Below are 23,404 nucleotides of genomic sequence, written 5' to 3' on the forward strand. Positions count from 1 at the left end.
AAGAAAGATGCTTCGGTCTTCCTATTTTAGACGTAACGCCGCAGAAATTTTTGCTTATTCCGATGGCGATGGATGTTAAGGAATATCTAATAATTTATGCGTTTGAATACTTAAACGCCACTGCGGATGAGATTTGCAATAATCAATCGCTTGTGCAGTGTGCGCAGCGCAATTGGCATCCGCAAGCGGTTGTAAAAAAAAATACCGAAATGCCAGCCCAGTAAATTGTTCCGGCAGTGCGGCATATTGCGGATAAACTAATTTGAGTTCATCACCGCTAGTTTGTCGCAATGGAGCACCAGCTTTGGGACTGACACAAATCCAATTTAAACCCGCTGGCGCAGGTAAAGTGCCATTGGTTTCTACTGCAATTTCACATTCACGCTGGCGCAATGCGGCAATTAATGCTGCGTCTAATTGCAATAAAGGTTCGCCGCCAGTACAAATGATATAAGGTCGCACTGCTGTATTCGGCCATAATGCACAAATCTTTTGAACTAATGCGTCAACATCGGCATAACGTCCGCCGTTAATGCCATTGGTTCCGCGAAAATCAGTATCACAAAAACGGCATTTTGCCTGCGCTCGATCTACCTCGCGCCCAGACCAGAGATTGCAGCCAGTAAAGCGACAAAAAATTGCTGGTCGCCCAACCTGTGCGCCTTCGCCTTGCAAGCTATAAAACATTTCTTTGAGGTGATAGGTCATGTAGTTTCAATCTGTAGGACTGATGCAATCATCGTAGGTTGGGTTGCCGCTGTTAGCAACCCAACAACTTACGCCAACATCATTGTGATTAAATTGCACTGTCATCGCACCAGCGAGGTCATTTTTTCATACTTTGCAATTGGGTTAACTGCGTCAAACCAATCTACGATTGCTGCCGTGACGAATTGCGAGGATTGGAGAGAAAAATGGCTCGTGCACCATTGATTTAGATTTGCTGTTATTTAGCGATGCAGTACTGAATACGGCGACGCTGCAAATTCCGCATTCGGGATTGACGCAGCGGGATTTCATGTTGCTGCCAGATTATTCGGCGCTACAACGCCGATCAATAATTGCTTGACGTGACTGTTTTATTCGTGTTTTTCTATGTCGCAAGAGGCGTAGCAGCTTCGTTCTAAGCAGATTTCACACTCGTCAGTCAAGTGGTTTTTTATACCCGCACGGTTTTAGGCGAAAGCTGTCGGGAGTTTGCAGCTATAAAACAAAGGGCAACCTGAAAAGCTGCAAGCGGTGACTTAGAGCCGCTGCTACCCTCCCGACTGCCGTAGTCATTACGGTTTGTGTAGCGCAAATCTAAGAGGTTTTCTGTAATGGAAATTTGCAACATCACTCCCGCCGTCTGCATCAACTCCATCGAAGTCACTCCTATTATCGTGCGCGGTCAGCGCGTCTTGACACTCGCACAGATCGATAAAATTCACGAGCGTCCCGCTGGAACAGCTCGCAAGCGATTCAACGACAACAAAAACCGCATGACCGAAGGCGAAGATTATTTTGTGCTGGAGCAAGCGTCCGAAATTCGGACGCATGGCTTAGGACGCAGCGATGGGAGCACTCCAGAAAAAATAACGGTCGTCACCGAATCCGGCTACCTGCTCTTGGTTAAGTCGTTCACTGATGATCTGGCTTGGCAGATTCAGCGGACTTTGGTTAAGGCGTATTTCCGCGTTGAGGCTGCCGCTGCCAAGCCCACCATCACCGATCCAATACTCGCCGCGCTGGTGCACGGTCTGATTGAGATTGACGGAATCAAACAGCAGCAGGTGTTGATTACCCGCAAAACGGAGCAGCTTGAATCCCGCGTCGAACACGTTGAATTGCAACATCGTAACGGCGTTCCGCAAGGTTATTTATCGCGTTCTCAGGCGCATGTTTTATACGGCATGGGATTATCGGCAGAAGTTTTTCATCTCGCGTTACATCGGCTTGAAGTGCCAACCACGCCTTACATTCATCATGGCGAAGACGGCAATGATGTTGCGACTTTCGGTTATATCGAGAGTGACATTGCCGATGCAGTGCAGATATTTATTAAAGATGCAGTTCAGGTCACGCGCTGCATGTGTGAATCACCATTATTGAATAGCAAACGCTTTCGCTATTCTAAATAGCACGTAATGCCACAATAGCATTAACAGGAATAGTTTGTTTCGTGCAGCAGCGCCATTTTTGTTTTGGCGCTGCAATCTTAAAAAATTAACCATGCTTGTTGATCGGTATGACGACGCATCTTTCTGTACCCACGTTATTCGCAGAGATGCAACGGATTGAATATATTCGTATAGATTCTGCACAATTACAGTTTTCTATAAAAATCTATCGTTTTCAACTCCGTAACTCCTAACAACTATAAATAAGTGTGTTTTAGCCTTCCATGTCTGGTAAGCCCTTGGGTTTTTTGTATGACCAAGATTTAGTATCAAAGGGTAAGACCCATGTTTTCGGTGCAAATTTTTTACCCTTAATTTTGCCTTCAAGTGTCAGATGTAGTGGAAAGACTGCTTCATCAATTTGAGTGCTGTCGATTTCAAGTTTACCTTCAATTATTGTTGAAGGACATTTATCTTCTTCACTACAATTGCCAGAATCATCAAAATTTAATGGCGCTGTCAATTCACGAATACTTTTACCATAGGGGGCTAAAAACGAATACCAAGACCAAGATGTTCCTTGCCCGGTATAACCTCCTTCGCTTTTCCATCCCCAATAATCATTAGGACCGAGTTTAACTAACGACCAATCTTCTGGTGGTGTGCCCCATGATCCCATTGGCATTCGCGGATGACCTGCAATGATGCTGACATTATTTTTTTCCAAACCAAGCACAAAAGCGCCAACCATGCCGCTACTGGCATGGCTATTATCAAGTTCACCATTATTGTTATAACATTGTCCTGTTAATAAAAGATAAAGACGCGTACTTTTAGCGGTATTCAAGCGATCCTGACGTTTGACTTTCAAACAACAGAATCCATCCTCAGAATCAGAATGTGCACGCCAACAAGCACCCTGTTGATCGTAACCATCATAAACACGAGATAGCACTGAATCCACGACAGGATCAGCACTAACGATATTGAAGACCAAAGATGCACTAAACGAGAAAACCACAATTGTTAATTGTAACAATCTATGATGACTAGCCATCTAAAACCTCTGTTTTTTAAGTGATTTTTAAGTCTCTTAGTTCCTTGTAACTAAAGGATAAGAATCTATGTAACCCTATTGATGATGTCACTACCCCGGGATTTTATGTTGCTGCCATTATTGGAAATTGCGCCAGAAGTGCGGTAATCCAGTATTGCAAATTCTGCTCGCAACGCTGGCGCAAGGGATTATTTATTACCAGATTATTCATAACGGTACATAATAAATCCAAACATCCTGATCGACAGTCAGATCAATAAGACTCCCATTTCGAACATCTAAATGCACGTAGACCGGAACATTCGCATTAATAACAATTCCATATCCAGATGGAAAAGTGATGTTCGTGTTCGTGATATTCGATCCGAGATAGGTGCTTCCCGAATCAGCACCATAAGTATAGAGACCAGGCCCAACGTATTTCATGCGAAAGATGCAGCCGATTCCGTCTTTTTCATTACACATGTACATTTCTGGTTTCGAGCTAATCTCTAGGTCTACATAAAGATTAACATCTGCTTGCTCCGCAGCAGAAACGCTCATAATGGCCACTTTCGTCTTGGGAATCCATACCCCAGCCTGATCCACATGACATGTTTTTCCCTTGTAGCAGATACCAGTAGTAGACTTAATTACAGCAGTTTTTAACGGTGTTATTAGTGGTGCTGTATAGCCTGGTATTGGTAATAATAACGTAAGCATAAAAACGAAAAGATTTGTTTTTTTCATAACAACCTCTTTTGTAGTGTTTCACTGCGCCCTTGTCTTCTTTCGCGCTCCAGCCTAGCCCCGAATAAAAAGTAGAAAAAAGGTGTTGAAAATTAAACAAAAATAGCAGTGTCATTGCAATAGCAAAAACGGATTTTTAGCACTTTTTTCTATGAAAATATTTTATAGCAAATAACTGATTTTTTATTCGTAAATTATGGTAAATTTATTGGTTTATTTTGATTCTCAAAAAGTAACGTGATTAAAACCACTGCTATGTTGAGGAATAGCCTTGATTTTGGTAGTTTGTTTGCGCTTTAGACCCTTCCCGAAGCTCTCACTTATGACCAAGTTTATTTTCATCACCGGCGGCGTCGTTTCCTCGCTCGGTAAAGGCATCGCCTCCGCCTCACTCGCTGCCCTGCTCGAAGCGCGTGGTTTGCGCGTCACCATGATCAAGCTCGATCCCTACATCAACGTCGATCCGGGCACCATGAGTCCGTTCCAACACGGCGAGGTGTACGTCACGGATGACGGCGCGGAAACCGATCTTGATCTCGGTCATTACGAGCGGTTTCTGCGCACCCGCATGGGACGCAATAACAATTTCACCACCGGGCAGATTTACGAGAGCGTCATTCGCAAAGAACGGCGCGGCGATTATCTCGGTCGCACCGTCCAAGTGATTCCGCATATCACCGACGAAATCAAACAAAGCATTCGGCTCGGCGCAGATGGCGCAGATGTCGCGATGGTCGAAATCGGCGGCACGGTCGGCGACATCGAATCGCTGCCGTTTCTGGAAGCGATTCGCCAAATGCGCGTGGAAGAAGGACGCGAAAACGCGCTGTTTATGCACCTCACGTTGGTTCCCTACATTCACACCGCCGGCGAAATCAAAACCAAACCCACCCAGCACTCGGTCAAGGAACTGCGCTCCATCGGCATTCAGCCTGACATTTTGCTGTGTCGCTCCGAACGCGCTTTGCCGGATGAAGAGCGGCGCAAAATCGCGCTGTTTACCAACGTGCCGGAAAACGCGGTGATTTCCGCCATTGACGCCGACAATATCTATCGGATTCCGCGCCTGTTACACGCCCAAAAGCTCGACGAGCTGGCGGTGCAACAATTCCGGCTTGATGTCCCAGCGGCGGATTTGAGCGAATGGGATCGCGTACTCGACGGCTTCGACCATCCGCGTCATCAGGTGCGGATTGGCATGGTCGGGAAATATATGAACCTCACCGAAGCCTACAAATCGCTGTCAGAAGCACTGGCTCACGCTGGCGTTCACACCGGAACCAAAGTTGAAATTTGCTATATCGACGCCGAAAACATTGAGCAACAAGGCACGGCAGCATTGATCGGATTGGATGCAATTCTCGTCCCCGGTGGTTTTGGTGAACGCGGGATTGAAGGCAAAATCGCTGCCGCGCAATTCGCCCGCGAGCAGCGCATTCCTTATCTTGGCATTTGTCTGGGAATGCAAATTGCGGTGATTGAATATGCACGTCATCTTGCTGGATTAAACGGCGCACATAGCACCGAATTTAATCGTGATACGCCGCATCCCGTCATTGCGTTGATTACCGAATGGCGCGATGAACAGGGCAAATTGGAAACCCGCAGCGCCAATGATGATCTCGGCGGTTCAATGCGCCTCGGCGGACAAAATAGTCGTTTAGAACCGGGCAGTCTCGCTCGCAAGGTTTATGGCACGGCGCAAATCCGCGAGCGTCATCGTCATCGTTACGAATTCAATAACGGTTATCTCAATGCGATGAAAGATGCAGGAATGCGTTTTTCCGGCTGGTCACTGGATAATAAACTGGTAGAAATCATTGAAATACCCGATCACCCTTGGTTTATTGCCTGTCAATTCCACCCGGAATTCAATTCAACACCGCGTGACGGTCATCCGCTATTTCGTGGTTTTGTGCGAGCGGCGCTGGCGCAACGCGAATTAACTGGAAAAGCAAGCAAATGATGCAGCTATTGAATTTTGAAATCGGCATTGATCGCCCGCTATTTCTGATTGCTGGACCGTGCGTGATTGAAAGCGCAGCGCTGGCGCAGGACACAGCGGGCGCATTGAAAGAAATAACCGCTGCGCTCGGCATTCCGTTTATTTACAAATCCTCGTTTGATAAAGCCAATCGTTCCTCTGGCGCGAGTTTTCGCGGGTTCGGCATGGATGCCGGATTGCAGATTTTGGAAGCAGTGCGCCAACAATTCGGCGTTCCAGTGTTGACCGATGTGCACGAGGACACGCCGCTGGCCGAGGTCGCAGCAGTGGTCGATGTGTTGCAAACGCCTGCGTTTTTGTGTCGCCAGACCAATTTCATTCGCGCCGTTGCCCGTCAAGGCAAGCCGGTCAACATCAAAAAAGGGCAATTTCTCGCGCCCGGGGACATGCGCCATGTGGTGAATAAAGCGCAATCGACCGGCAACACCCAAATCATGGTGTGCGAGCGCGGCGTTTCTTTTGGTTACAACAACTTGGTTTCGGATATGCGGGCGCTGGCGATCATGCGCGACACCGGCTGCCCAGTCGTGTTTGATGCGACGCATTCGGTGCAATTGCCGGGCGGCGCGGGCGATCATTCTGGCGGACAGCGCGAGTTTGTACCGGTGCTGGCGCGGGCTGCAGTGGCAGCGGGCATTGCCGGAATTTTCATGGAAACGCACCCGAATCCCGCAGTGGCGCTGAGTGATGGCGCGAATGCGTGGCCGCTGGCGCAGATGCGTGAATTATTGGAAACGCTGATGGAATTGGATCGCGTGGTGAAAACGGCGGGGCGTTTGGAGTAAGTTGGGTTGACGCAGTCAACCCAACACAGAGCGACAATGATGCAGATGTTTATTCTGTTTGTGCACGTTAATCGTTATAGAGGAAACCGTATGAATCGCCCGCAAATCAATACCGGTTTTACACTCATTGAATTGATGATCGTGGTTGCAATCGTTGGCATTTTGGCCGCAATTGCGTATCCGTCTTATCAAAACTCAACGCAGAAATCGTGGCGAGCTAATGCTGCTTCTTGTTTGGTTGAACTTGCGCAAAGTATGGAGCGCCGCTATACCGCCAATTCGAGTTATGTCGGAACCACATTGCCAACTTCCGGCTGTAATACCGCACAAATGGCGACGCGCTACGTCATTAGTTTTGCTGCCACTGCAACTGCCACCACGTTTAGCCTGCAAGCGGTTCCGACAACTATTCAAGCGGGCGACACCTGCGGCACTTTAACTATCAATCAAATGGGACAAAAAGCTGCTTCTGGCGGCACAGCCAGCGCGTGCTGGAGTCGTTAACCCGTTGTTTAACCGGCACATCGCATTTGGCGGTGTGACCATGCAGCAGCAACTGATTTGAGATTAAACACGCGGTTAAAGATTAACAACTATTCACAATTGGAGATGCAACGATGAATACAATAGTCTTGGATACGTTGGATTATGCCACGAAGTTAAAAGCTGGTGGTTTCACTGAACAGCAAGCGGAAACCTCGGCGCGGCTATTAGCCGAGGTTTTAGAACAGCAGGTCGTTACCAAAGCGCAAGCGACTGAACATGACAATAACTTGCGCCGTGATATTGAAGTATTGCGGGTTGAGTTAAAGCACGATATTGAAAATGTGCGCATTGAACTAAAACGCGATGTCAGGGAAGCAGAGTTGAAGCTGGAAGCACGGATTTCTGAAAGCAAAGCCGAATTAACGCGCTGGGTGATTGGCGCTGGTTTGCTGCAAACCACTGTCATCATTGGCGTGTTAATGAAAGTCGCCAAACTCATTTGAAATGAGCGCAATTCAAGCGCCATTTAATTCCGTCATTTCCAGCGTTAACACTGCGCCATTTTCTCCCAGCCGCACCGGCTCGCCGCTCTCCACGGCGCTGATTTCCACCACCGCCAGCACTGCATAACGTCCTGTTTCAATTGGCGCAGCGTCAACCACGCGCCCGCTCGCCTGTTGCGAGGTACTCGCCGCACAAAACACTTCATCGGCCGGCTGCGGCGGCGTATCCGTCACCACTTCGGCGCGATACATCTGCCGTTTCAACGTGCCGATATGTTGCATCCTCGCCACAACCTCCTGCCCAGTGTAACAACCTTTACGAAAGCTAATCCCATCAAGCAGTTGCAGATTGATCATTTGCGGCACAAATGCCTCGGCGGTCTGGTCGTAAATGTGCGGAATGCCCGCTTGAATGTCGAGCAAACGCCATTCGTCGGCAGTTACGAAACGCACTTGCGCGGCGTCCAGTCGTTCCCACAACGCGCTAATTGCTGGAAAATCACCGAGAATTTCCACTCGCGGCAGCGCACCCGCCAAGCGAATGACGTGCACCTCGCCGTTGCTGGTCAACGCATTGACTGCGTCCGGCAACTGCAACCCGCAGTCTGCCAATAAAGTCGCAGTGTCTGCACCAGCGAGTCCAATTCGCAACAGCTCGGCGCTGGCATCTTCCAGCGTCACTTTGCTGCGTAAAACGTAATTTTTCAAATGCTTGCACAGCGCCAGCAACCGTTCAGCAGGCAGTTGCAGATAAAACGTGTCGCTAATTTGCAACACGCGCACTCGCGCCAGCAACCGCCCTTTTTGAGTGCAGCAGCCGCTGAGTTGCGACTGCGTCGCTGTGACGGCGCGAATATCGTTGGTCAATTGCCCCTGTAAAAACGTTGCCGCATCTGCGCCACGCACTGCGAGCAATCCAAAATGGGTCAAATCAAACAAGCGGTTAGCTGCGGAATCGCTGCTGCTGGGCGCTGCCTGAGTCGTTAAAAAATCTTGCCATTGCGTGATCATGTCGAAAATCCTAACTGATTTATTTGGTTACGGTTTTAACGCTCCAACCGCCGTTGGGCAACTTTTCCGGCGTCACCGCCAGTGCCGCAGCCAAACGCGGTAACAGCAGCTGTAATTGCGCCGCAAATTGCCACGGCGGATTAATGAACGCGAGACCAGAACCGTGCATTCCGAATTCATCCGCTGGTAAGCGCGTCCACAATTCGGCAATTAAAAACTCAGGAAAATAACGCGCCAATTCTTTTAATAATTGCGCTGATTGATCGCGTTGCACCGCGAGACGCGGATACCAAATCACATAGCAACCGCCAGCCCAGCGTTGGTGCGCCGCAATTACGGCTGTAACCACTTGACGCACATCGTTTTTCACCTCGTATGGCGGATCAATCAACACCAATCCACGCGGCGGCGTTGGCGGCAATAATGCGGGCAAACCCTCAAAACCGTCGCGCTGGTGAATGTGAATTCGCGCATCGCCACCGAGCGTGTGCCGCAGCTTTTGCGCTTCCGTCGGATGTAATTCCATTAAAATCAAGTGGTCAGCGTCGCGCAAACCGTATCGCGCCAATTGGGGCGAACCGGGATAACGCGCAAATCCGCCTGCCGGATTAAGCGCAGCAATGGCGCTGAAATACGCAGAAAGCTCAGGAAATTCTGCACGTTGCGCCCACAGCCGCCCAATGCCAGCACCGAATTCGCCGGTTTTGTGCGCCTGCGCACTGTGCAAATCATAAACACCAGCGCCAGCGTGAGTTTCTAAATAAGTCAAGGGCTTAGGTTTGACGGTGAGTGCTTGCAGCAGCAGCGTCAAAACGCTGTGTTTGAACACATCCGCATGATTACCGGCGTGGAAACCGTGTAAATAACTGAGCATCGTTGTTAGCTTATTCCGTTGTTAAATCAACGGCTTGATGCGCAGCAAGCGTCGTTCGCAACCAATTGAGCCAAGGTTCCAAATCGCCACCACTGCGGGTAGAAATAACGGCGAACGGCGCAGCGCTGGCGAGATTGCGCAGATACTGCTCGGCGCGAAGTGGTTGAAATTCCGGCAATAACGGCAGCAAATCCGCCTTGGTGCAGAGCACCAAATCAGAAATGCGGAACATCACCGGATATTTCGCTGGTTTATCATCACCTTCTGGCACGGACAGCAGCGTAATGTTGTGATGTTGACCAAGATCAAAACTTGCCGGACAAACCAAATTGCCAACGTTTTCAATAAATAACAGGTCAATTGCGTCCAAATTCAAATGATGCAGCGCCGTATGAATTTGCTGCGCATCGAGATGACAGGCGCCACCAGTGGTAATTTGAATTGCCGGAACACCTTTAGCACGAATACGTTCGGCATCATTTTCGGTCTCTAAATCGCCTTCAATCACTGCGATCCGCACCGTATCGCCGAGCGCGTCAATTGTCGCTTCTAATAAACTGGTTTTGCCAGCACCGGGCGATGACATTAAATTGAGCGCCAATACACCATGATGATTAAAATGTTCGCGGTTATGCGCCGCTTGCTGATCGTTTTCCGACAACAATCCAGTGAGTACATCCACTGCAACGTGCTTATGATTAGTAGAAATTAAATCGTCGTGAGTGTGATTGCAACCGCAGGTATGACACATTTTGAATTATCCAGTGAATTGATCGGAAAGACGTAAGAATAACCGAGATTAGACATTGATGCTTGAACTAAATTGTGATTGAATCTGACTTTAATAAAGGAGATTAACCATGTCAAACACTGCCGAACGTTTGGAGATAAGCGCCGAAACATATTTACAAACAGAAGCGCGTTCATCCATTAAACACGAATACATTGCAGGCGAAGTTTTCGCAATGGCTGGAGCACAGGAATCACATGTTACCATTGCGCTTAATATAGCAACATTGCTGCGTTCACATGTGCGTGGCAGTCCATGTCGCGTTTATATTTCAGATATGAAAGTGCGCGTCGATGCCGCAGACAGCTTTTTTTATCCCGATGTCTTTGTGACTTGCGACCATCGAGATATTGGGGAAACGTTAATGAAACGCCACCCTAACTTAATTATTGAAGTGCTGTCTAAATCAACCGCAGTTTATGATTATAGTGCCAAGTTTGGTTATTATCAGCAACTGGAATCGTTGCAGGAATATGTGTTAATTAAGCCGGAACGCATGGCAATTGATGTTTTTCGCCGTGACACCGAAAACCAATGGGTATTATATTCATTTGCTGCTGGTGATGAACTGACATTAACCAGCATTGATTTTCATTGCGCCATCGCAGCGTTATACGAAGATGTAAGTTTAGAATCAGCAGACCAAATAATTGTCTGAAAATAAACGCACTTACTGACAACTTAATTCGGAGTCTTACTCTTTGAAATTCGCATCAATTTTTGAATAGAGTACATTAACCATGTCAAACACTGCCGAACGTCTGGAGATAAGCGCCGAAGCATATTTACAAGCAGAAGCGCGTTCATCCGTTAAACATGAATACATTGCAGGCGAAGTTTTTGCAATGGCTGGAGCACAGGAATCGCATGTTACCATTGCTGGCAACATTTTTTCACTGCTGCGTTTACATGTGCGTGGCAGTCCATGTCGCGTTTATATTTCGGATATGAAAGTGCGCGTCGATGCCGCAGACAGCTTTTTTTATCCTGATGTATTTGTGACTTGCGACAACCGTGATGTAGGGGAAAGTTTAATGAAACGCCACCCTAATTTAATTATTGAAGTGCTGTCTAAATCAACCGCAGTTTATGATTATAGTGCAAAATTCGGTTATTATCAGCAACTGGAATCATTGCAGGAATATGTGTTAGTTAAACCAGAGCGTATGGCAATTGATGTTTTTCGCCGCGACTCAGAAAACCAATGGGTGTTGTATTCATTTACTGCTGGTGATGAACTGACATTAACCAGCATTGATTTTCACTGCGCCATCGCAGCGTTATATGAAGATGTGAGTTTAGAATCAGCAGACAAAATAATTGTCTGAAAATAAACGCACTTACTGACAACTTAATTCGGAGTCTTAATCCTTGAAATTCACAGTTGAAGAATTCCGCGCTTGGAAAAACAAATGTGTGACCTTATTGGGAATGTCTGGTGTAGGCAAAACCCATTTGTCCGCGATGCTGCGGCGCAGTGATTGGTTTCATTATTCAGGCGATTATCGCATTGGAACCCGTTATTTAGATGAGCCAATTCTGGATTTAATTAAAGCGCAGGCGATGCACGATCCATTTTTGCGTGATTTATTGCGCCGCGATTGGATTACCATTCGCAATATCATCAAGATTCACGATCTTGGTCCAGTATTGAGTTTTATCGGTAAACTGGGCAATCCTAAATTCGATGGTTTGCCACTAAATGAATTCAGTCGGCGGCAAGCATTATATCGACAAGCAGAAATTGCAGCGATGCACGATGTACCGGATTTCGTGCGCAAATCCCGTGAGATTTATGGCTATCCGCATTTGGTCAATGATGTCGGTGGCAGTCTGTGCGAATTAGATGATCCAAACGTGATTGAATTGCTCGCTAAACACAGTTTAATTCTGTATATCCGTGTGCCAGCCGCCGATGAAATTAAATTGATTCAGCGGGCACAAGCTGACCCTAAACCATTGTATTATCGACCTGAATTTCTCCGTGCTGCGATTGCTGATTACTTCTCTGAACAGGGTTTGCATTATGTCGCAGAAATTGAACCAAATGCGTTTACGCGCTGGGTTTTTCCGCGTTTATTTCATTCACGAGTGCCGCGTTATGAAGCAATTGCGAGACCGCATGGTTATACGGTGTCGTCAATTGATGTTGCTAGTGTGCGCGACGAACAGGATTTTCTATTGTTAATTGAATCAGCAATTGTTCGCGCTGATACAGCGCCAATCGCTGATTTACCCCGCGCCGAAATCTAACTTTTTAATTGAGCTTGGAATTAAATTCATGCCTATCGTTGCCCATAATGATTTACCGACTTTTGCGCGGTTGCGCCAAGAAGGTCAACGCATTCTTGAACCGAATTGCGCGTTACAACAAGACATCCGCGAATTGCACATTGGCTTGCTCAATATGATGCCGGATGCGGCGCTGGCTGCTACTGAACGGCAATTTTTTCGGCTCGTTGGTCAGAGCAATCCAATTGCGCAGTTTTATGTGCATCCATTCACACTTGATGGTTTAGCGCGAGGTGCGGAGGCGCAGGACTATATTCAGCGGTATTACGAGCCATTTGAAAAAATCCGCGAGGAAGGATTGGATGCGTTAATTATTACGGGAGCAAATGTCAGCGGGCCGGATTTAACGCAGGAGCCATTTTGGAAGCCATTAATTGCAGTCGTAGATTGGGCTTATTCGCAAGTGTGTTCGACGTTGTGTTCTTGTTTAGCAACTCACGCGGTATTGCAATTTCGCTATCACCAACGCCGCCAGCCATTACCTGCAAAATGCTGGGGCGTCTATCCGCATCATGTCGTGGAAAGAACGCATCCTCTGGTGAGTGATGTCAATACGCGCTTTGATGTACCGCATTCGCGTTTTAATGATATTAGTCGGACGCAATTCGACGCAGCGGGATTGCATGTTTTAACGGAAAGCGATGACGCTGGCGTACATTTGGCAGTGAGTCCTGATGGTTTTCGGCAGGTGTTTTTTCAAGGTCATCCTGAATATGATATGATTTCGTTATTAAAAGAATATCAGCGAGAAATTAAGCGATTTATTGCTGGCATACGAATAGATTATCCGCCATTTCCAGATCATTATTTTGGATTACAAGCACGAGCAATTTTAGATGAACATCGAGGACAAGTACACGAAGCACTGGATCAAGGGCGTGATGTTCCGGCGTTTCCTGAACAATGGATGACTGCGCGGTTACATAATACTTGGCACGATACGGCGCAGGGGGTTATTGGCAATTGGATGGGTTTGGTTTATCGCGTCACTAACCATGATCGGCGATTGCCATTTATGGCTGAAGTAAATCCTGATGATCCATTAGGTTTAGGATGGAATAAACGTTAATGCAAGTTTACGATTATTCCGATGGATTTATTTGAGCGTATGGCTGCGGTGATGGAGTACTAATTCGCGCTGCATTGTTTGATATTGCGCGTATTCGCAAGCAGTTGGTTAATTCAACGGATGACTGATTGGTGCTTTTTCAATCTTTGGCAATGGGCGTTGCCGCGCTTGCCAGAGGTCGTAATCCATTTGCATTCCCAACCAAATGTCCGCTCGTCCACCTCTTTCTATACCCAGCCACACTTCAATTCGCCGCGCCATATCGGGAGAAATTGCGGCACGACCATTCAAAACCCGTGATAATGCAGTGCGCGTGACGCCAAGCTGGCGAGCAGCATCAGTAATGGTTAAACCCAGTGCAGGTAATACATCTTTTCGCAAAGTTGCGCCCGGATGCGGTGGATTGTGCATCGTGTTCATCAATAAAACCTTTAATGGTATTTTAAGTTAAATTGACCTAATGTTAGCGACAAGCAAGTATTTTTATGTACCAACTTGAATACTCCCGTGAAGCCAGCAAGGCGTTGAAATCACTACCGCGCAATATCGCGGTGACAATCGTTGGAAAACTCAACGTATTGGCTATTGATCCCTTTGCACAAAATCAAAACGTAAAAAAATTAGTTGGGCGGGCAGCGTATCGCTTGCGCGTTGGAGATTGGCGCATTATTTATGAAATTTACGGTGATCGTCTTGTGATTCATGTTGTTACTATTGCACCGCGTGGAGGTGTTTATCAATGAACGACATTCAATTTATTGAACACAACGGAAAACGCGCATTTGCGGTTATTCCGATAAATTTATTTGAACGTATGGCTGCTGCTTTTGAAGACCTTAACGATATTGCATTATATGACGCTACAAAAGCTGCCGATGATGGATTTTGTTTTCCCGGCGCAGTATTACACGCCATTATTGATGGTGTGCATCCAGTGACCGCGTGGCGCAATTATCGTGGTCTCAGTTTAGAAGAACTCACTACCATTGCAGGCATTCACCCAACACTGTTATTGCAGATTGAAAACGGCACTGAAAATGGTTCAACCGCGACCTTGCAGACAATTGCGCAGGCGCTCAACATTGCTGTAGAAAACTTGCAAGAATGAAACGCTGGCGCATGATTGGAGAAACAAACATGACTGAACGCTTTACACCTTGGGATAGCGTTGATTATTTGCAATCAGATGAAGATATTCGTTTTTATCTCGAAGCGTGTATTGCCGAAGATCGCGGCGATGGTGAGTTGATTCGTGCTGCATTATTTGATATTGCGCGTATTCGCAACGCTAACGTCGCAGCAGCGTTTTTTGATGCGTATAACTGTAGCCATCAGCGCGTTGAATGACTGTGCAACAGCGGTGCGAAATACTCTGAATTAAACGCTCGGCAGTTTGTAAATTGAAACGTCCCGTGGCGCGAATCGCTACCCGTCCGATATGAACCCCGGCATTTTTGCCTTTCAATACCCGCGCAATCACGCGGTCGCCAGTTTGAAATCCGTAAATGCGTTTGCGGCGCGTGCGATGACTGCGCGGAAAACCAAAGCAATCAAGCTGGGCGCGTTGATAAAGACCGCGTCCAGTTGCTTTGATTGCCAAAATCGGGCATTGCCAGCCGGTTAAAGTGTCGATTTTTCCGACACAAGCTGCATCGAGCGCATGAGTTTTTGGAATGTTAAGGCGGCTGCGATTAAATTGAGTTAATCCACCTGATCCAGTTTCAACCGGAATACCAATTGCGTTTAGTGCATTAAATAATGCCCAGCGCGTGGAATTGACCGCTGCTGCATCGCGTAACGGTTTTTTTGCCTGCGCTTGAATACGCCGCAATACTTCTGGCTTTTTGTTGAGAAATTCTGCAATTGGTTGGCTGCCTTTTTTCTGGTTGCAGGACGCGCAAGCCAAAGCCAAATTGCTAATCCGATTCGAGCCGCCGCTGGCTCGCGGTTGAATATGCTCAATTTGCAACGGGACATTTTTAGCGCCGCAATAAACGCATTGGCGCTGCCATTTTTCCAACAGATATTCCCGAACTTCGTAGCCAGCCAGCGTTCCGCGCTGATATTCCACACCAGAAATTTCTGGGTTTTGCATCTGCTGCATATCAAAGCGCACCAATTCCAAACTGATTGCCGTGACCGGAGCGAGATCACGCAAACGCTTGACCCAGTTCTGGGTGGTCTCGACACGATGGCGCAAACTTGGAGCCAGCCAGCCGACGGGTTTGGTGCGATTGTGAAAACGCGGCTCACGATGACGAAGATTGGCGCTGCGCCGCCGGCGACGCATCTGGCGGCGAGCTGTCAGTGCCTCACTGATTTGCTGTCCGCGATGCGTCAGTTCACCCAGCCACAACACGGCAGCGCGGCGCGTCGTGTTGCCAGTTTCAGGATCAATCGCTTCCGTTTCGCGCACCAGCGCCAAGCCAGTGGTCTTGCTGCCGGGGTCGAGTTTAATCCGCACCGGCTGCACTGCTCCGCCGACGCGATCTTTCAAGCGGATGGTGAACGGGACGAGCCGAGCGACCACGGCGCGACCCCGCGACAACAGCAGCCGCGCCTTTTTCTCGGAACAGGGCATCAGTGGTTGCTGGCGTTTATCTAATACGAATACTGCCATTTTTCTTACCAAATCAATGCGCTTACGCGCCTAGTGACGGACGCCTCACGACGTCGCTCCCTTCGGAAATGTGTGCAAACGGCTCCTGCTGTTGCCAGCAGCGATCAAAACCTTCGGCGCTTTGCCTTTCGCCAGCATGATCCTGATCTTTCAGAGCAGCGAACTAAGGAAGCATTCGCTGGTGAGTCTTGACGACCTTTTGCACACGGAGCGGATTGGCTACCGCTTTCCCTGCTCAACCCAGCTCTTTAATGAGCTATCGGTTTTTACAAACCGAGGTAGTTGATCGCCCAAAAATGTCTCGCTGCATGTGTGACATTTCCGAAAATGTCACACCGGCCCCTGTGACATCAAAAAAAATGTCTCGCTTCTGGTGTGACACCCACCGCGCCAGCTCCGCACCGTTTTATCAAATCACCTTAAAAATAAACGGCTTAACGGAAAAAAGCGGCGCAGCGCAAATCTTGGCACAGCAACTGCAAAATGGCAATCAGGAAACGATCCGCACCGCTCACTGAATACCGCGCTTTGTTTTCTGCTTTCAATTCGGTTGATTCATTCACATTTGGAGCACGGCAATGAAAAAGTATCAACAAGGCTTTACCCTGATTGAACTCATGATCGTGGTTGCGATCATTGGTATTTTGGCCGCGATTGCAGTTCCAGCTTATCAGGATTATATCGCCAAGAGTCAGGTGACTGTCGCACTGGCTGACATCACTCCCGGTAAGACGCAAGCAGAAACTCAAATTAACGAGGGTCTGGCTGCTCCACTTGCTCTTTCTACCGATGTGGGTCTTGCGGTTAAGACGACACGGTGCTCGGCGGTTTCAGCAGCAGTTGCACTCACTGGCGTAACAACAATTGAATGCACGATAGACGGCAACCCAGTGGTTAAAGGTAAGAAAATTCAATTGTTACGGGATGCTGCCGGCGCGTGGACGTGCAAAACTGATGCCGACGCAAAATTCTACCCGAAAGGTTGTATTGCACTGTAATAATCGGAATATAGGGGAGGAATGGCAGGTTTTAGCGTCAACTTTCCTCGCCTGATCCGATTAAAAACCCCGTTTCCAATTAGGATTCGGGGTTTTTTGTTATAACAGTGATTATGGAAAAAATGGCTTAAATATCCATTTCCACCACTTTTTAACAACAGTGGAGCGCCCACTATGTCCCAGTTATCTAAGGGCTTCACGCTAATCGAACTAATAATTGTGGTCGCAATTATTGGGATTCTGGCATCAATTGCCGTTCCAGCTTATATGGACTACATCGGTAAAACTCAGGTTAGTGCAGCACTTGCTGATATTCGCGCCGGAATTACTAAGTACGAGTTATTTGTGGTTTCTGGCGAACCAGCGGCTGTCTACACTCTGGAAGGAATTGGGTTGTCAGCATCAACGAATAGTTGCAGTTCAGTTACCGTGACAGCGGTTAATAGCGACGGAAGTGCAGAACCTGCAATCAGTTGCATTATTCAAGGAACGCCAAAAATAAAGGGAAAGATCATTCGTTATGATCGCGCTGTCAACGGAACTTGGCAATGTAAATCAAATGTTATCTCGACTTTTTATAGCCCATTTGGTTGCACAGCAATTTAAACTATTTGGGTCTAAAAAATTAAAGCCTCCAATAAAACGGGGGCTTTTTTATTGGGTGGGAATTGAGATATTCAAGCAGGATTGAATCGTTTTGCGCTGCTCGCTCAATGTTCATAAACCTAGCATACTGTGAGAACCGAGGCGCACAAGTTGCAATGTGTTGTCATCCGGTTTGACATGGCAATCCCGATACTCTTCCCAATGACCATTGAGCGCATGATCGCGGTACTTCGGAGCCAGCGACTCATCTTCAGCCAGTATTTTAATGAGAGCAATAAAATCTTCTTGCAGCGCCAGGCGATGTAAACCCTTAGCCTCGCGTTTCAAATCACGCTTGAACTGAGTCGTTTGTTTAATGATTCGCATCCAGCACCGCTTGTAATTGGTCGAGAGTGACGGATTCTAGATTGTCTTTCTGCGCTTCCTTCATCGCTAAAATAGTAGCGGAGTTTGGTATTAGCGGCTCAAACGGCAGTACTTTTTCATGGGCGATGTGAATCAATAAGATGCGCAAAGCGTCTGACACTGTCAACCCCATCGTTGCAAGCACAGCGCTGGCTTCTTCTTTAATGTCCGTATCAATGCAAGCGCGAACAACAGTATTTGTTGGCATGAGTTTGTTCTCTGGTAGCGTAGCAATATAGGTTGGATCGCCAATAGTAACCCAAAAAACAACTGTTTTGCACTGCAAGCAAAACTACCGGTAATGAAGGTTTTATTGCGCCAACAATCGTGATGCAGTCAATTTGACTAGCGATCAGTTAAATTTGAACTGCGGATTTAATGCGGTTAAAGCCTCCGTTGAAATGGGGGCTTTTTTATTTGCGTCTTTCTATTTCGTAGAAATTAGTGTACTATGTAAGCCACGCTTTAGAGCAAAATCAGTTGGGGGGTTTGCGTTGATCCAGACCATCGAGTTTATTGAAACCAGCATTTTTACGCATCAAATTCAAGCAATCGCTACTGATGATGAAATTCAACAACTTCAGCGTGAACTCATCGAACAGCCTGAAAAAGGCGATTTAATTAAAGGCACTGGTGGATTAAGAAAGATTCGCATGGCAACTGGTATTTGCGGCAAAAGCAGTGGCGCTAGAGTGATCTATTTTTTGGCAACATCTCAGACCATTTACCTCATAGCAGCTTACGCCAAACGCCAAAAAGAAAATCTGACACCCGCAGAAAAAGCGGCGCTGAAAAAACTTACGAAACAATTACACAGCGAGGCACACCATGAGTCTATTCAATGACCTTCAAAACTCTCTGGAAGAAGCCATTGCAATCCAGCAAGGTCGTCAATCTGCCAGTCACATCACCCGCCATGAAGTGATTGATGTCAAAGCCATTCGCACCCAATTGAATGTCTCACAAAGTGAATTCGCCAGCGCACTTGGCACCAGCATTGATACCATCAAGAGTTGGGAAAGCCAGCGGCGAAATCCATCTGGACTGGCCGCTAAAGTGTTAATGACTATTCAAAAGAAACCGGATTATTTCCAAGAACTCGCAGCACACTAACTATTTTCAGGTAATGGTTTAGTCGCGTAGCAACCCAACAATAAAAACTCCCAGCAACGGGGGTTTTTATTGCGCCAATAATCGTAATGCAGTTAATCTGACCAGCGAGCAGTTAAATTTGAACTGCGGATTTAATGCGGTTAAAGCCTCCGATGAAATGGGAGCTTTTTTTATTGGGTGGGAATTAGAATTCGCGTTAAACTACTGTGTAGGACAATTGAGAGGAATAATGCTGTATGACAATGCACACTTATGACAACGACATTATTGCGTGGGCAAATGAACAAGCGCATTTGCTGCGCAGCGGACGTTTTGACTGTTTAGACATCGCGCATCTCGCCGAGGAAATTGAAGACGTGGGCAAAAGTGAACAACGCGAATTAGCAAATCGGCTCGTTGTATTATTAACGCATCTATTGAAATGGCATTATCAACCTGAACGGCGAGGAGCGAGTTGGGAATGCACTATTCGAGAACAACGGCGGGCATTCACTTTGCGTCTCAAGCGCACACCGAGCCTTAAAGCAATGCTGCGTGATCCTGATTGGTGGGAAGAGATTTGGGCCGATACAATCGCTGCTGCCAGTGTAGAAACTGGTTTAGGGCAATTTTCCAAACATTGCCCTTGGTCAGTAAATGATATTTTTAATGATGAGTGGTGGCCGGAATAGCGGCGTAGGTTGGGTTGCCAATAGCAACCCAACAAACAAAAAACCTCCGGTAATGGAGTTTTTATTGGGTGATCATTACGGATGAACCATCAGCAAGAATTTGATATATTGTCAAAATATAGCCACTTGAATTTTCGAGAGCGATATTATGAATAACACAACGAGAATTACAAATAAAGGTCAAGTTACCATTCCTAAACATATTCGAGAACTCGCCGGATTGTTACCCGAAATGGAGGTTGAATTTCGCTTTGAAGATGGGCGAGTGATTCTCGAAAAAACATTCAGTCCGCCCAATCGTGTAGAACGCGCTATTGAGCGATTGCGCCGTGCCCAGCCCTGTATTTCACTCACGACCGACGACATTCTTGATTTAACACGCGGTGAGTAATGTCCATGCGCAAACGCATTTTGGTTGATTCAAACGTACTGCTCGACATCATCACGCATGATCCACACTGGAGTGAATGGTCAACGCAACAACTCAGTGACGGTTTACGCCATCACGGACGCCTTGTTATCAATCCGATCGTATTTGCTGAAATTTCATTTGCTTTTGAAACAATCGAAGCGGTCAACGACATTCTTTCACCTATGGATTATGACTATACATCCATTCCACGCGAAGCGGCTTTTCTGGCGGCACGTTGCCATGCGCAATATCGAATAGCGGGCGGATTGCGTACAATGATTTTGCCTGACTTTTTAATTGGTGCTCATGCTGTTGTCGATAACATGACGTTGCTGACACGCGATGTGCGCCGCTACCGCACTTATTTCCCCAGCTTGCAGTTAATTTGTCCTGGCGAATAGCAGCGTAGGTTGGATTGCCAATTGCAACCCAACAAATAAACCATTCGACAACGGTGGTTTTTGTTGGGTAACCATTGGATGAACTAACAGCAAGAACTTGATACATTATCAAGATGTAGCCAATTTGAGAGCAACAGTTAGGAGCGAACATGGATAGCATTTGTTTATCTAAACACGAATTGCGTGAATTGCTTGAAGAAGCAGTGACTACAGCCTTAATCAATCACCGCGAGCTTCTCGAAGAAGCTGTCACCGAGGCAATTTTAGACCTTAAATTTGGTCTCGCTATTGAGGAAGGCGATAACAGCGAATATGTTGCTGAAGCTGCTATTTGGGCAAAATTAAACGGCGCAGCATTTTGAGATGCGACTTATTTACACGCAAAGTTTTAACCGTGATCTCGACAAAATTATGCACTTGCCAGTGGTTAAACAACGGTTAGCACATTTGCTGCTTTCGTTACAACAAGCAACTTCATTAACCGAATTAAACGGTGTAAAAAAGTTGCAAGGATATGATAGCTACTATCGTATTCGTGTAGGTAACTATCGTCTTGGGTTGAAACAAACTGAAAATCACATTGAAGTCGTGCGCTTTTTGCATCGTAAAGACATCTATCGTCTGTTTCCGTAATTGCTCTGCTGTAGTGAAATAGTGGCGTAGGTCAGACCCAACAAACAAAACCTTCAGCAACGGGGTTTAATCATAATGCAGTCAATTTGACCAGCGATCAGTTAAATTTAAACTGCGAATTTAATCCGGTTAAATCCTCCATAAAACGAAGGCTTTTTTATTGAGTGAGAATTAGGGAACCGCTGATCTATTTAATGTTCTCCACGTTGCCTTTTTAAAAGCATATTTTTATAGAGGGGATATTAAATAAATAGTTTTTGCTTTAGTGATTCAAAATAGTCAACCTCTTTATTAGGTAAAATTAAGGTACTCTTATGCTGTGAACTCTATATTAGGCTTTTAACAGCGCCTTTTTTGCTATTAAGAGATTAGCCAGAGCAAACAAAGTTTGTAGTTGCGCAGTGTTTTTCGCAAGCCCTTTATAACGTACCTTACGGTGCATAAATAGATTTTTAATAATGTGAAATGGATGTTCAACACGCGCGCGTATTTGCGCCTTAATTTTTTCAATCTGTTGCGTGAGATTTTTCAACAAACCATCATCCATTTTTTCAACTTTAGAACGTTTTTCAGCGATATTCCAACTGACCACTTTTTCATTAAATTTGTTTTTAACTTTTTCGCGTTTATCTGCACCAGTGTAGCCAGCATCACCAAAAACTTTTTGTTCTTGACCATGTAAAATGTTTTCAACTTGAGTGACATCATGCTCATTTGCCGCCGTGCCAACCACGGTATGCACTAACCCAGAATTAACGTCAACACCAATGTGTGCTTTCATTCCGAAATACCATTGATTTCCCTTGCGAGTAGAATGCATTTCTGGATCGCGTTCTTTTGCTTCGTTTTTTGTTGAAGAAGGGGCATTGATAATGGTCGCATCAACGATTGTCCCTTGATTTAACAACAATCCTTTCTCGCGTAAATGCGCATTGATTGTAGAAAAAATCACTGTAGTCAGTGCATGACGTTCGAGTAAATGGCGAAATTTCAACAGTGTTGTTGCATCTGGTACCGCTTCAACACTCAAATCAATACCTATGAATTGCAGTAATGATTGACTATCGTAAATTGCATCTTCCAGTGCCTCATCAGCAAGATGATACCATTGCTGTACAAAGTACATCCTTAACATCCGCTCTAATCCTATTGGCGGACGACCACGCTTACCTTGACTATCAGGGTAGTAATAAGGTGTCAATGCTTTAACCAAAGTTGACCATGGAACAATTTTTTCCATATCATTGAGAAAACGTTCACGGCGCGTCGTTTTCTTTTTTGCTAAAAATTCTGATTGTGCAAAAGAAAATTGTTTCATGCTGGTATCATATTTACATTACGACTGATGCCTATTTTATCATTTAGATCGCAACGATGCTGGCTATTTAATCAGTGTTTCCCTAAAGCTATTCTTGGCTATTTCTCTAGTAGGATGCGCTACACCCTATCAACCTACTGGTCTGCTTGGTGGGTTAAAAGAAACTCGGCTTTCGGAAGATGTTTGGGAAGTCCATTTCAGAGGAAAAAGTTTTACCGATGAAAAGAAAGCAAAAGACTTTACTTTATTGAGAAGCGCAGAATTAACGCTGCGGAACGGCTTTAGCTATTTTATGCTGATCAATTCCGCTACTGATAAGTTTGCAGGAGCGACTGGTGTTAATGTTCTTGCTGGAGGCGTAACCGCAACCATCAACAACGAATACAGTCCAAATGTACAAAGTCAAGCCTGATGCCTTACCCGGAACGATGGTTTATGATGCGAGTTATATCTGTAACTCATTTGGTAGTAAATACGGAATGACATGCGACAAGGATATAAGGAAGGCATAGCCGCGTAGGTTGGGT

35 protein-coding genes are annotated in these 23,404 nt (G+C 46.3%); 24 read left to right on the plus strand and 11 right to left on the minus strand.

The window, feature by feature from the left end; translation table 11 throughout:
* Window positions 1-75: 75 nt before the first annotated feature.
* A complete protein-coding gene (queE, locus tag CXB77_RS17440; RefSeq protein ID WP_105074883.1) occupies window positions 76-708 on the minus strand; it encodes a 7-carboxy-7-deazaguanine synthase in 633 nt (210 codons plus the stop codon).
* A 193-nt stretch (window positions 709-901) separates the two neighbouring features.
* Here queE and CXB77_RS17445 point away from each other — a divergent pair, with 193 nt between their 5' ends.
* Together CXB77_RS17445 and CXB77_RS17450 are read left to right on the plus strand one after the other, a co-directional pair.
* Window positions 902-1,069 (plus strand): 2-amino-4-hydroxy-6-hydroxymethyldihydropteridine diphosphokinase, encoded by a 168-nt coding sequence (locus CXB77_RS17445; protein WP_277949438.1) that lies wholly within the window; start codon window positions 902-904, stop codon window positions 1,067-1,069.
* A gap of 250 nt (window positions 1,070-1,319) precedes the next feature.
* Window positions 1,320-2,120 (plus strand): ORF6N domain-containing protein, encoded by an 801-nt coding sequence (locus CXB77_RS17450; RefSeq protein WP_105074885.1) that lies wholly within the window; start codon window positions 1,320-1,322, stop codon window positions 2,118-2,120.
* 253 nt (window positions 2,121-2,373) lie between these two features.
* Here CXB77_RS17450 and CXB77_RS17455 read toward each other — a convergent pair whose 3' ends face one another.
* Window positions 2,374-3,156 (minus strand): hypothetical protein, encoded by a 783-nt coding sequence (locus CXB77_RS17455; RefSeq protein WP_146108864.1) that lies wholly within the window; start codon window positions 3,154-3,156, stop codon window positions 2,374-2,376.
* 207 nt (window positions 3,157-3,363) lie between these two features.
* Window positions 3,364-3,885 (minus strand): hypothetical protein, encoded by a 522-nt coding sequence (locus CXB77_RS17460; RefSeq protein ID WP_197711103.1) that lies wholly within the window; start codon window positions 3,883-3,885, stop codon window positions 3,364-3,366.
* 322 nt (window positions 3,886-4,207) lie between these two features.
* Between CXB77_RS17460 and CXB77_RS17465 the strand changes: the two genes are divergently transcribed.
* The 4 genes from CXB77_RS17465 to CXB77_RS17480 all read left to right on the plus strand — a co-directional run bounded on the left by CXB77_RS17465 (window position 4,208) and on the right by CXB77_RS17480 (window position 7,664).
* Window positions 4,208-5,851, plus strand: coding sequence for a CTP synthase (locus CXB77_RS17465; protein WP_172452736.1), 1,644 nt, complete (start codon window positions 4,208-4,210; stop codon window positions 5,849-5,851).
* Window positions 5,851-6,675, plus strand: coding sequence for a 3-deoxy-8-phosphooctulonate synthase (gene kdsA, locus CXB77_RS17470; protein WP_105074969.1), 825 nt, complete (start codon window positions 5,851-5,853; stop codon window positions 6,673-6,675). Before CXB77_RS17465 ends, kdsA begins: the two co-directional genes overlap by 1 nt.
* A 90-nt stretch (window positions 6,676-6,765) precedes the next feature.
* Entirely contained in the window at window positions 6,766-7,179 is a 414-nt protein-coding gene (locus CXB77_RS17475; protein ID WP_105074887.1) for a type IV pilin protein, read from the plus strand.
* Window positions 7,180-7,292: 113 nt separating this feature from the next.
* Window positions 7,293-7,664 carry a hypothetical protein gene (locus CXB77_RS17480; protein WP_105074888.1) on the plus strand — a complete coding sequence of 124 codons (372 nt, stop codon included), beginning with the start codon at window positions 7,293-7,295 and terminating at the stop codon, window positions 7,662-7,664.
* Window positions 7,665-7,676: 12 nt separating this feature from the next.
* Here CXB77_RS17480 and CXB77_RS17485 read toward each other — a convergent pair whose 3' ends face one another.
* The 3 genes from CXB77_RS17485 to hypB are packed head-to-tail and all read right to left on the minus strand — an operon-like array spanning window position 7,677 to window position 10,300.
* Window positions 7,677-8,675 (minus strand): YgfZ/GcvT domain-containing protein, encoded by a 999-nt coding sequence (locus CXB77_RS17485; protein ID WP_105074889.1) that lies wholly within the window; start codon window positions 8,673-8,675, stop codon window positions 7,677-7,679.
* 19 nt (window positions 8,676-8,694) lie between these two features.
* A complete protein-coding gene (locus tag CXB77_RS17490) occupies window positions 8,695-9,549 on the minus strand; it encodes a 23S rRNA (adenine(2030)-N(6))-methyltransferase RlmJ (protein WP_105074890.1) in 855 nt (284 codons plus the stop codon).
* A gap of 10 nt (window positions 9,550-9,559) precedes the next feature.
* The gene (hypB, locus tag CXB77_RS17495; RefSeq protein WP_105074891.1) at window positions 9,560-10,300 is read right to left on the minus strand and encodes a hydrogenase nickel incorporation protein HypB; all 741 of its coding nucleotides are present in this window, start codon (window positions 10,298-10,300) and stop codon (window positions 9,560-9,562) included.
* A gap of 109 nt (window positions 10,301-10,409) precedes the next feature.
* On the opposite strand from hypB, the gene CXB77_RS17500 reads away from it, so the two are divergent.
* The 4 genes from CXB77_RS17500 (at window position 10,410) to metA (ending at window position 13,700) form a co-directional block, all read left to right on the plus strand.
* The gene (locus CXB77_RS17500) at window positions 10,410-10,997 is read left to right on the plus strand and encodes a Uma2 family endonuclease (RefSeq protein ID WP_105074892.1); all 588 of its coding nucleotides are present in this window, start codon (window positions 10,410-10,412) and stop codon (window positions 10,995-10,997) included.
* 82 nt (window positions 10,998-11,079) lie between these two features.
* Window positions 11,080-11,667, plus strand: a complete 588-nt coding sequence (locus CXB77_RS17505; protein WP_105074893.1) for a Uma2 family endonuclease — start codon at window positions 11,080-11,082, stop codon at window positions 11,665-11,667.
* Between the two features lie 43 nt (window positions 11,668-11,710).
* On the plus strand, window positions 11,711-12,592 hold the full coding sequence (locus CXB77_RS17510; protein ID WP_105074894.1) for an ATPase: 882 nt from the start codon (window positions 11,711-11,713) through the stop codon (window positions 12,590-12,592).
* A gap of 28 nt (window positions 12,593-12,620) precedes the next feature.
* Window positions 12,621-13,700 (plus strand): homoserine O-succinyltransferase MetA, encoded by a 1,080-nt coding sequence (metA, locus tag CXB77_RS17515; protein ID WP_105074970.1) that lies wholly within the window; start codon window positions 12,621-12,623, stop codon window positions 13,698-13,700.
* Window positions 13,701-13,808: 108 nt separating this feature from the next.
* On the opposite strand, the gene CXB77_RS17520 is transcribed toward metA, so the two are convergent.
* Window positions 13,809-14,120, minus strand: a complete 312-nt coding sequence (locus tag CXB77_RS17520) for a HigA family addiction module antitoxin (protein ID WP_105074895.1) — start codon at window positions 14,118-14,120, stop codon at window positions 13,809-13,811.
* A 65-nt stretch (window positions 14,121-14,185) separates the two neighbouring features.
* On the opposite strand from CXB77_RS17520, the gene CXB77_RS17525 reads away from it, so the two are divergent.
* From CXB77_RS17525 to CXB77_RS17535, 3 genes are read left to right on the plus strand one after another with little or no spacing between them, the layout of a single operon-like run.
* Window positions 14,186-14,443 (plus strand): type II toxin-antitoxin system RelE family toxin, encoded by a 258-nt coding sequence (locus CXB77_RS17525; protein ID WP_105074896.1) that lies wholly within the window; start codon window positions 14,186-14,188, stop codon window positions 14,441-14,443.
* Window positions 14,440-14,808, plus strand: coding sequence for a helix-turn-helix domain-containing protein (locus CXB77_RS17530; protein WP_105074897.1), 369 nt, complete (start codon window positions 14,440-14,442; stop codon window positions 14,806-14,808). The genes CXB77_RS17525 and CXB77_RS17530 overlap by 4 nt, the downstream gene beginning before the upstream one ends.
* A gap of 29 nt (window positions 14,809-14,837) precedes the next feature.
* On the plus strand, window positions 14,838-15,047 hold the full coding sequence (locus tag CXB77_RS17535) for a DNA-binding protein (protein ID WP_197711104.1): 210 nt from the start codon (window positions 14,838-14,840) through the stop codon (window positions 15,045-15,047).
* Here CXB77_RS17535 and iscB read toward each other — a convergent pair.
* Window positions 14,989-16,320 (minus strand): RNA-guided endonuclease IscB, encoded by a 1,332-nt coding sequence (gene iscB, locus CXB77_RS17540; protein ID WP_105074898.1) that lies wholly within the window; start codon window positions 16,318-16,320, stop codon window positions 14,989-14,991. The genes CXB77_RS17535 and iscB overlap by 59 nt on opposite strands.
* A 215-nt stretch (window positions 16,321-16,535) precedes the next feature.
* On the opposite strand from iscB, the gene CXB77_RS19405 reads away from it, so the two are divergent.
* The 3 genes from CXB77_RS19405 to CXB77_RS17550 all read left to right on the plus strand — a co-directional run bounded on the left by CXB77_RS19405 (window position 16,536) and on the right by CXB77_RS17550 (window position 17,924).
* Window positions 16,536-16,838: a hypothetical protein gene (locus CXB77_RS19405; RefSeq protein WP_172452737.1), complete on the plus strand. Its 303-nt coding sequence runs from the start codon at window positions 16,536-16,538 to the stop codon at window positions 16,836-16,838.
* Window positions 16,839-16,898: 60 nt separating this feature from the next.
* Window positions 16,899-17,318 (plus strand): pilin, encoded by a 420-nt coding sequence (locus CXB77_RS17545; protein WP_105074899.1) that lies wholly within the window; start codon window positions 16,899-16,901, stop codon window positions 17,316-17,318.
* 174 nt (window positions 17,319-17,492) lie between these two features.
* The gene (locus CXB77_RS17550) at window positions 17,493-17,924 is read left to right on the plus strand and encodes a pilin (RefSeq protein ID WP_105074900.1); all 432 of its coding nucleotides are present in this window, start codon (window positions 17,493-17,495) and stop codon (window positions 17,922-17,924) included.
* A 111-nt stretch (window positions 17,925-18,035) separates the two neighbouring features.
* Here CXB77_RS17550 and CXB77_RS17555 read toward each other — a convergent pair whose 3' ends face one another.
* Both CXB77_RS17555 and CXB77_RS17560 read right to left on the minus strand, forming a co-directional pair.
* Window positions 18,036-18,290 carry a type II toxin-antitoxin system RelE/ParE family toxin gene (locus CXB77_RS17555; protein WP_105074901.1) on the minus strand — a complete coding sequence of 85 codons (255 nt, stop codon included), beginning with the start codon at window positions 18,288-18,290 and terminating at the stop codon, window positions 18,036-18,038.
* A complete protein-coding gene (locus tag CXB77_RS17560; RefSeq protein WP_105074971.1) occupies window positions 18,277-18,537 on the minus strand; it encodes a type II toxin-antitoxin system RelB/DinJ family antitoxin in 261 nt (86 codons plus the stop codon). The genes CXB77_RS17555 and CXB77_RS17560 overlap by 14 nt, the downstream gene beginning before the upstream one ends.
* Before the next feature lie 286 nt (window positions 18,538-18,823).
* On the opposite strand from CXB77_RS17560, the gene CXB77_RS17565 reads away from it, so the two are divergent.
* The 7 genes from CXB77_RS17565 to CXB77_RS17595 all read left to right on the plus strand — a co-directional run bounded on the left by CXB77_RS17565 (window position 18,824) and on the right by CXB77_RS17595 (window position 21,559).
* Entirely contained in the window at window positions 18,824-19,174 is a 351-nt protein-coding gene (locus CXB77_RS17565) for a type II toxin-antitoxin system RelE/ParE family toxin (protein WP_105074972.1), read from the plus strand.
* Complete coding sequence (gene nadS, locus CXB77_RS17570; RefSeq protein ID WP_105074902.1) at window positions 19,158-19,442, plus strand: NadS family protein; 285 nt, start codon at window positions 19,158-19,160, stop codon at window positions 19,440-19,442. Before CXB77_RS17565 ends, nadS begins: the two co-directional genes overlap by 17 nt.
* A gap of 236 nt (window positions 19,443-19,678) precedes the next feature.
* On the plus strand, window positions 19,679-20,113 hold the full coding sequence (locus CXB77_RS17575) for a DUF29 domain-containing protein (protein WP_431520763.1): 435 nt from the start codon (window positions 19,679-19,681) through the stop codon (window positions 20,111-20,113).
* Between the two features lie 148 nt (window positions 20,114-20,261).
* A complete protein-coding gene (locus tag CXB77_RS17580; protein WP_105074903.1) occupies window positions 20,262-20,504 on the plus strand; it encodes an AbrB/MazE/SpoVT family DNA-binding domain-containing protein in 243 nt (80 codons plus the stop codon).
* Window positions 20,505-20,509: 5 nt separating this feature from the next.
* A complete protein-coding gene (locus CXB77_RS17585; protein WP_105074974.1) occupies window positions 20,510-20,926 on the plus strand; it encodes a type II toxin-antitoxin system VapC family toxin in 417 nt (138 codons plus the stop codon).
* Between the two features lie 149 nt (window positions 20,927-21,075).
* On the plus strand, window positions 21,076-21,288 hold the full coding sequence (locus CXB77_RS17590) for a hypothetical protein (protein ID WP_105074904.1): 213 nt from the start codon (window positions 21,076-21,078) through the stop codon (window positions 21,286-21,288).
* A gap of 1 nt (window position 21,289) precedes the next feature.
* Window positions 21,290-21,559, plus strand: a complete 270-nt coding sequence (locus CXB77_RS17595) for a type II toxin-antitoxin system RelE family toxin (RefSeq protein ID WP_105074905.1) — start codon at window positions 21,290-21,292, stop codon at window positions 21,557-21,559.
* Window positions 21,560-21,890: 331 nt separating this feature from the next.
* On the opposite strand, the gene CXB77_RS17600 is transcribed toward CXB77_RS17595, so the two are convergent.
* The gene (locus tag CXB77_RS17600; RefSeq protein ID WP_105072451.1) at window positions 21,891-22,877 is read right to left on the minus strand and encodes an IS5 family transposase; all 987 of its coding nucleotides are present in this window, start codon (window positions 22,875-22,877) and stop codon (window positions 21,891-21,893) included.
* A gap of 94 nt (window positions 22,878-22,971) precedes the next feature.
* Here CXB77_RS17600 and CXB77_RS17605 point away from each other — a divergent pair, with 94 nt between their 5' ends.
* Window positions 22,972-23,289: a CC0125/CC1285 family lipoprotein gene (locus CXB77_RS17605; protein WP_105074906.1), complete on the plus strand. Its 318-nt coding sequence runs from the start codon at window positions 22,972-22,974 to the stop codon at window positions 23,287-23,289.
* Window positions 23,290-23,404: the final 115 nt, after the last annotated feature.

Origin of the sequence: Chromatium okenii, assembly GCF_002958735.1 — a bacterium.
In the GTDB taxonomy this organism is placed as follows: Bacteria; Pseudomonadota; Gammaproteobacteria; order Chromatiales; family Chromatiaceae; genus Chromatium; species Chromatium okenii_A.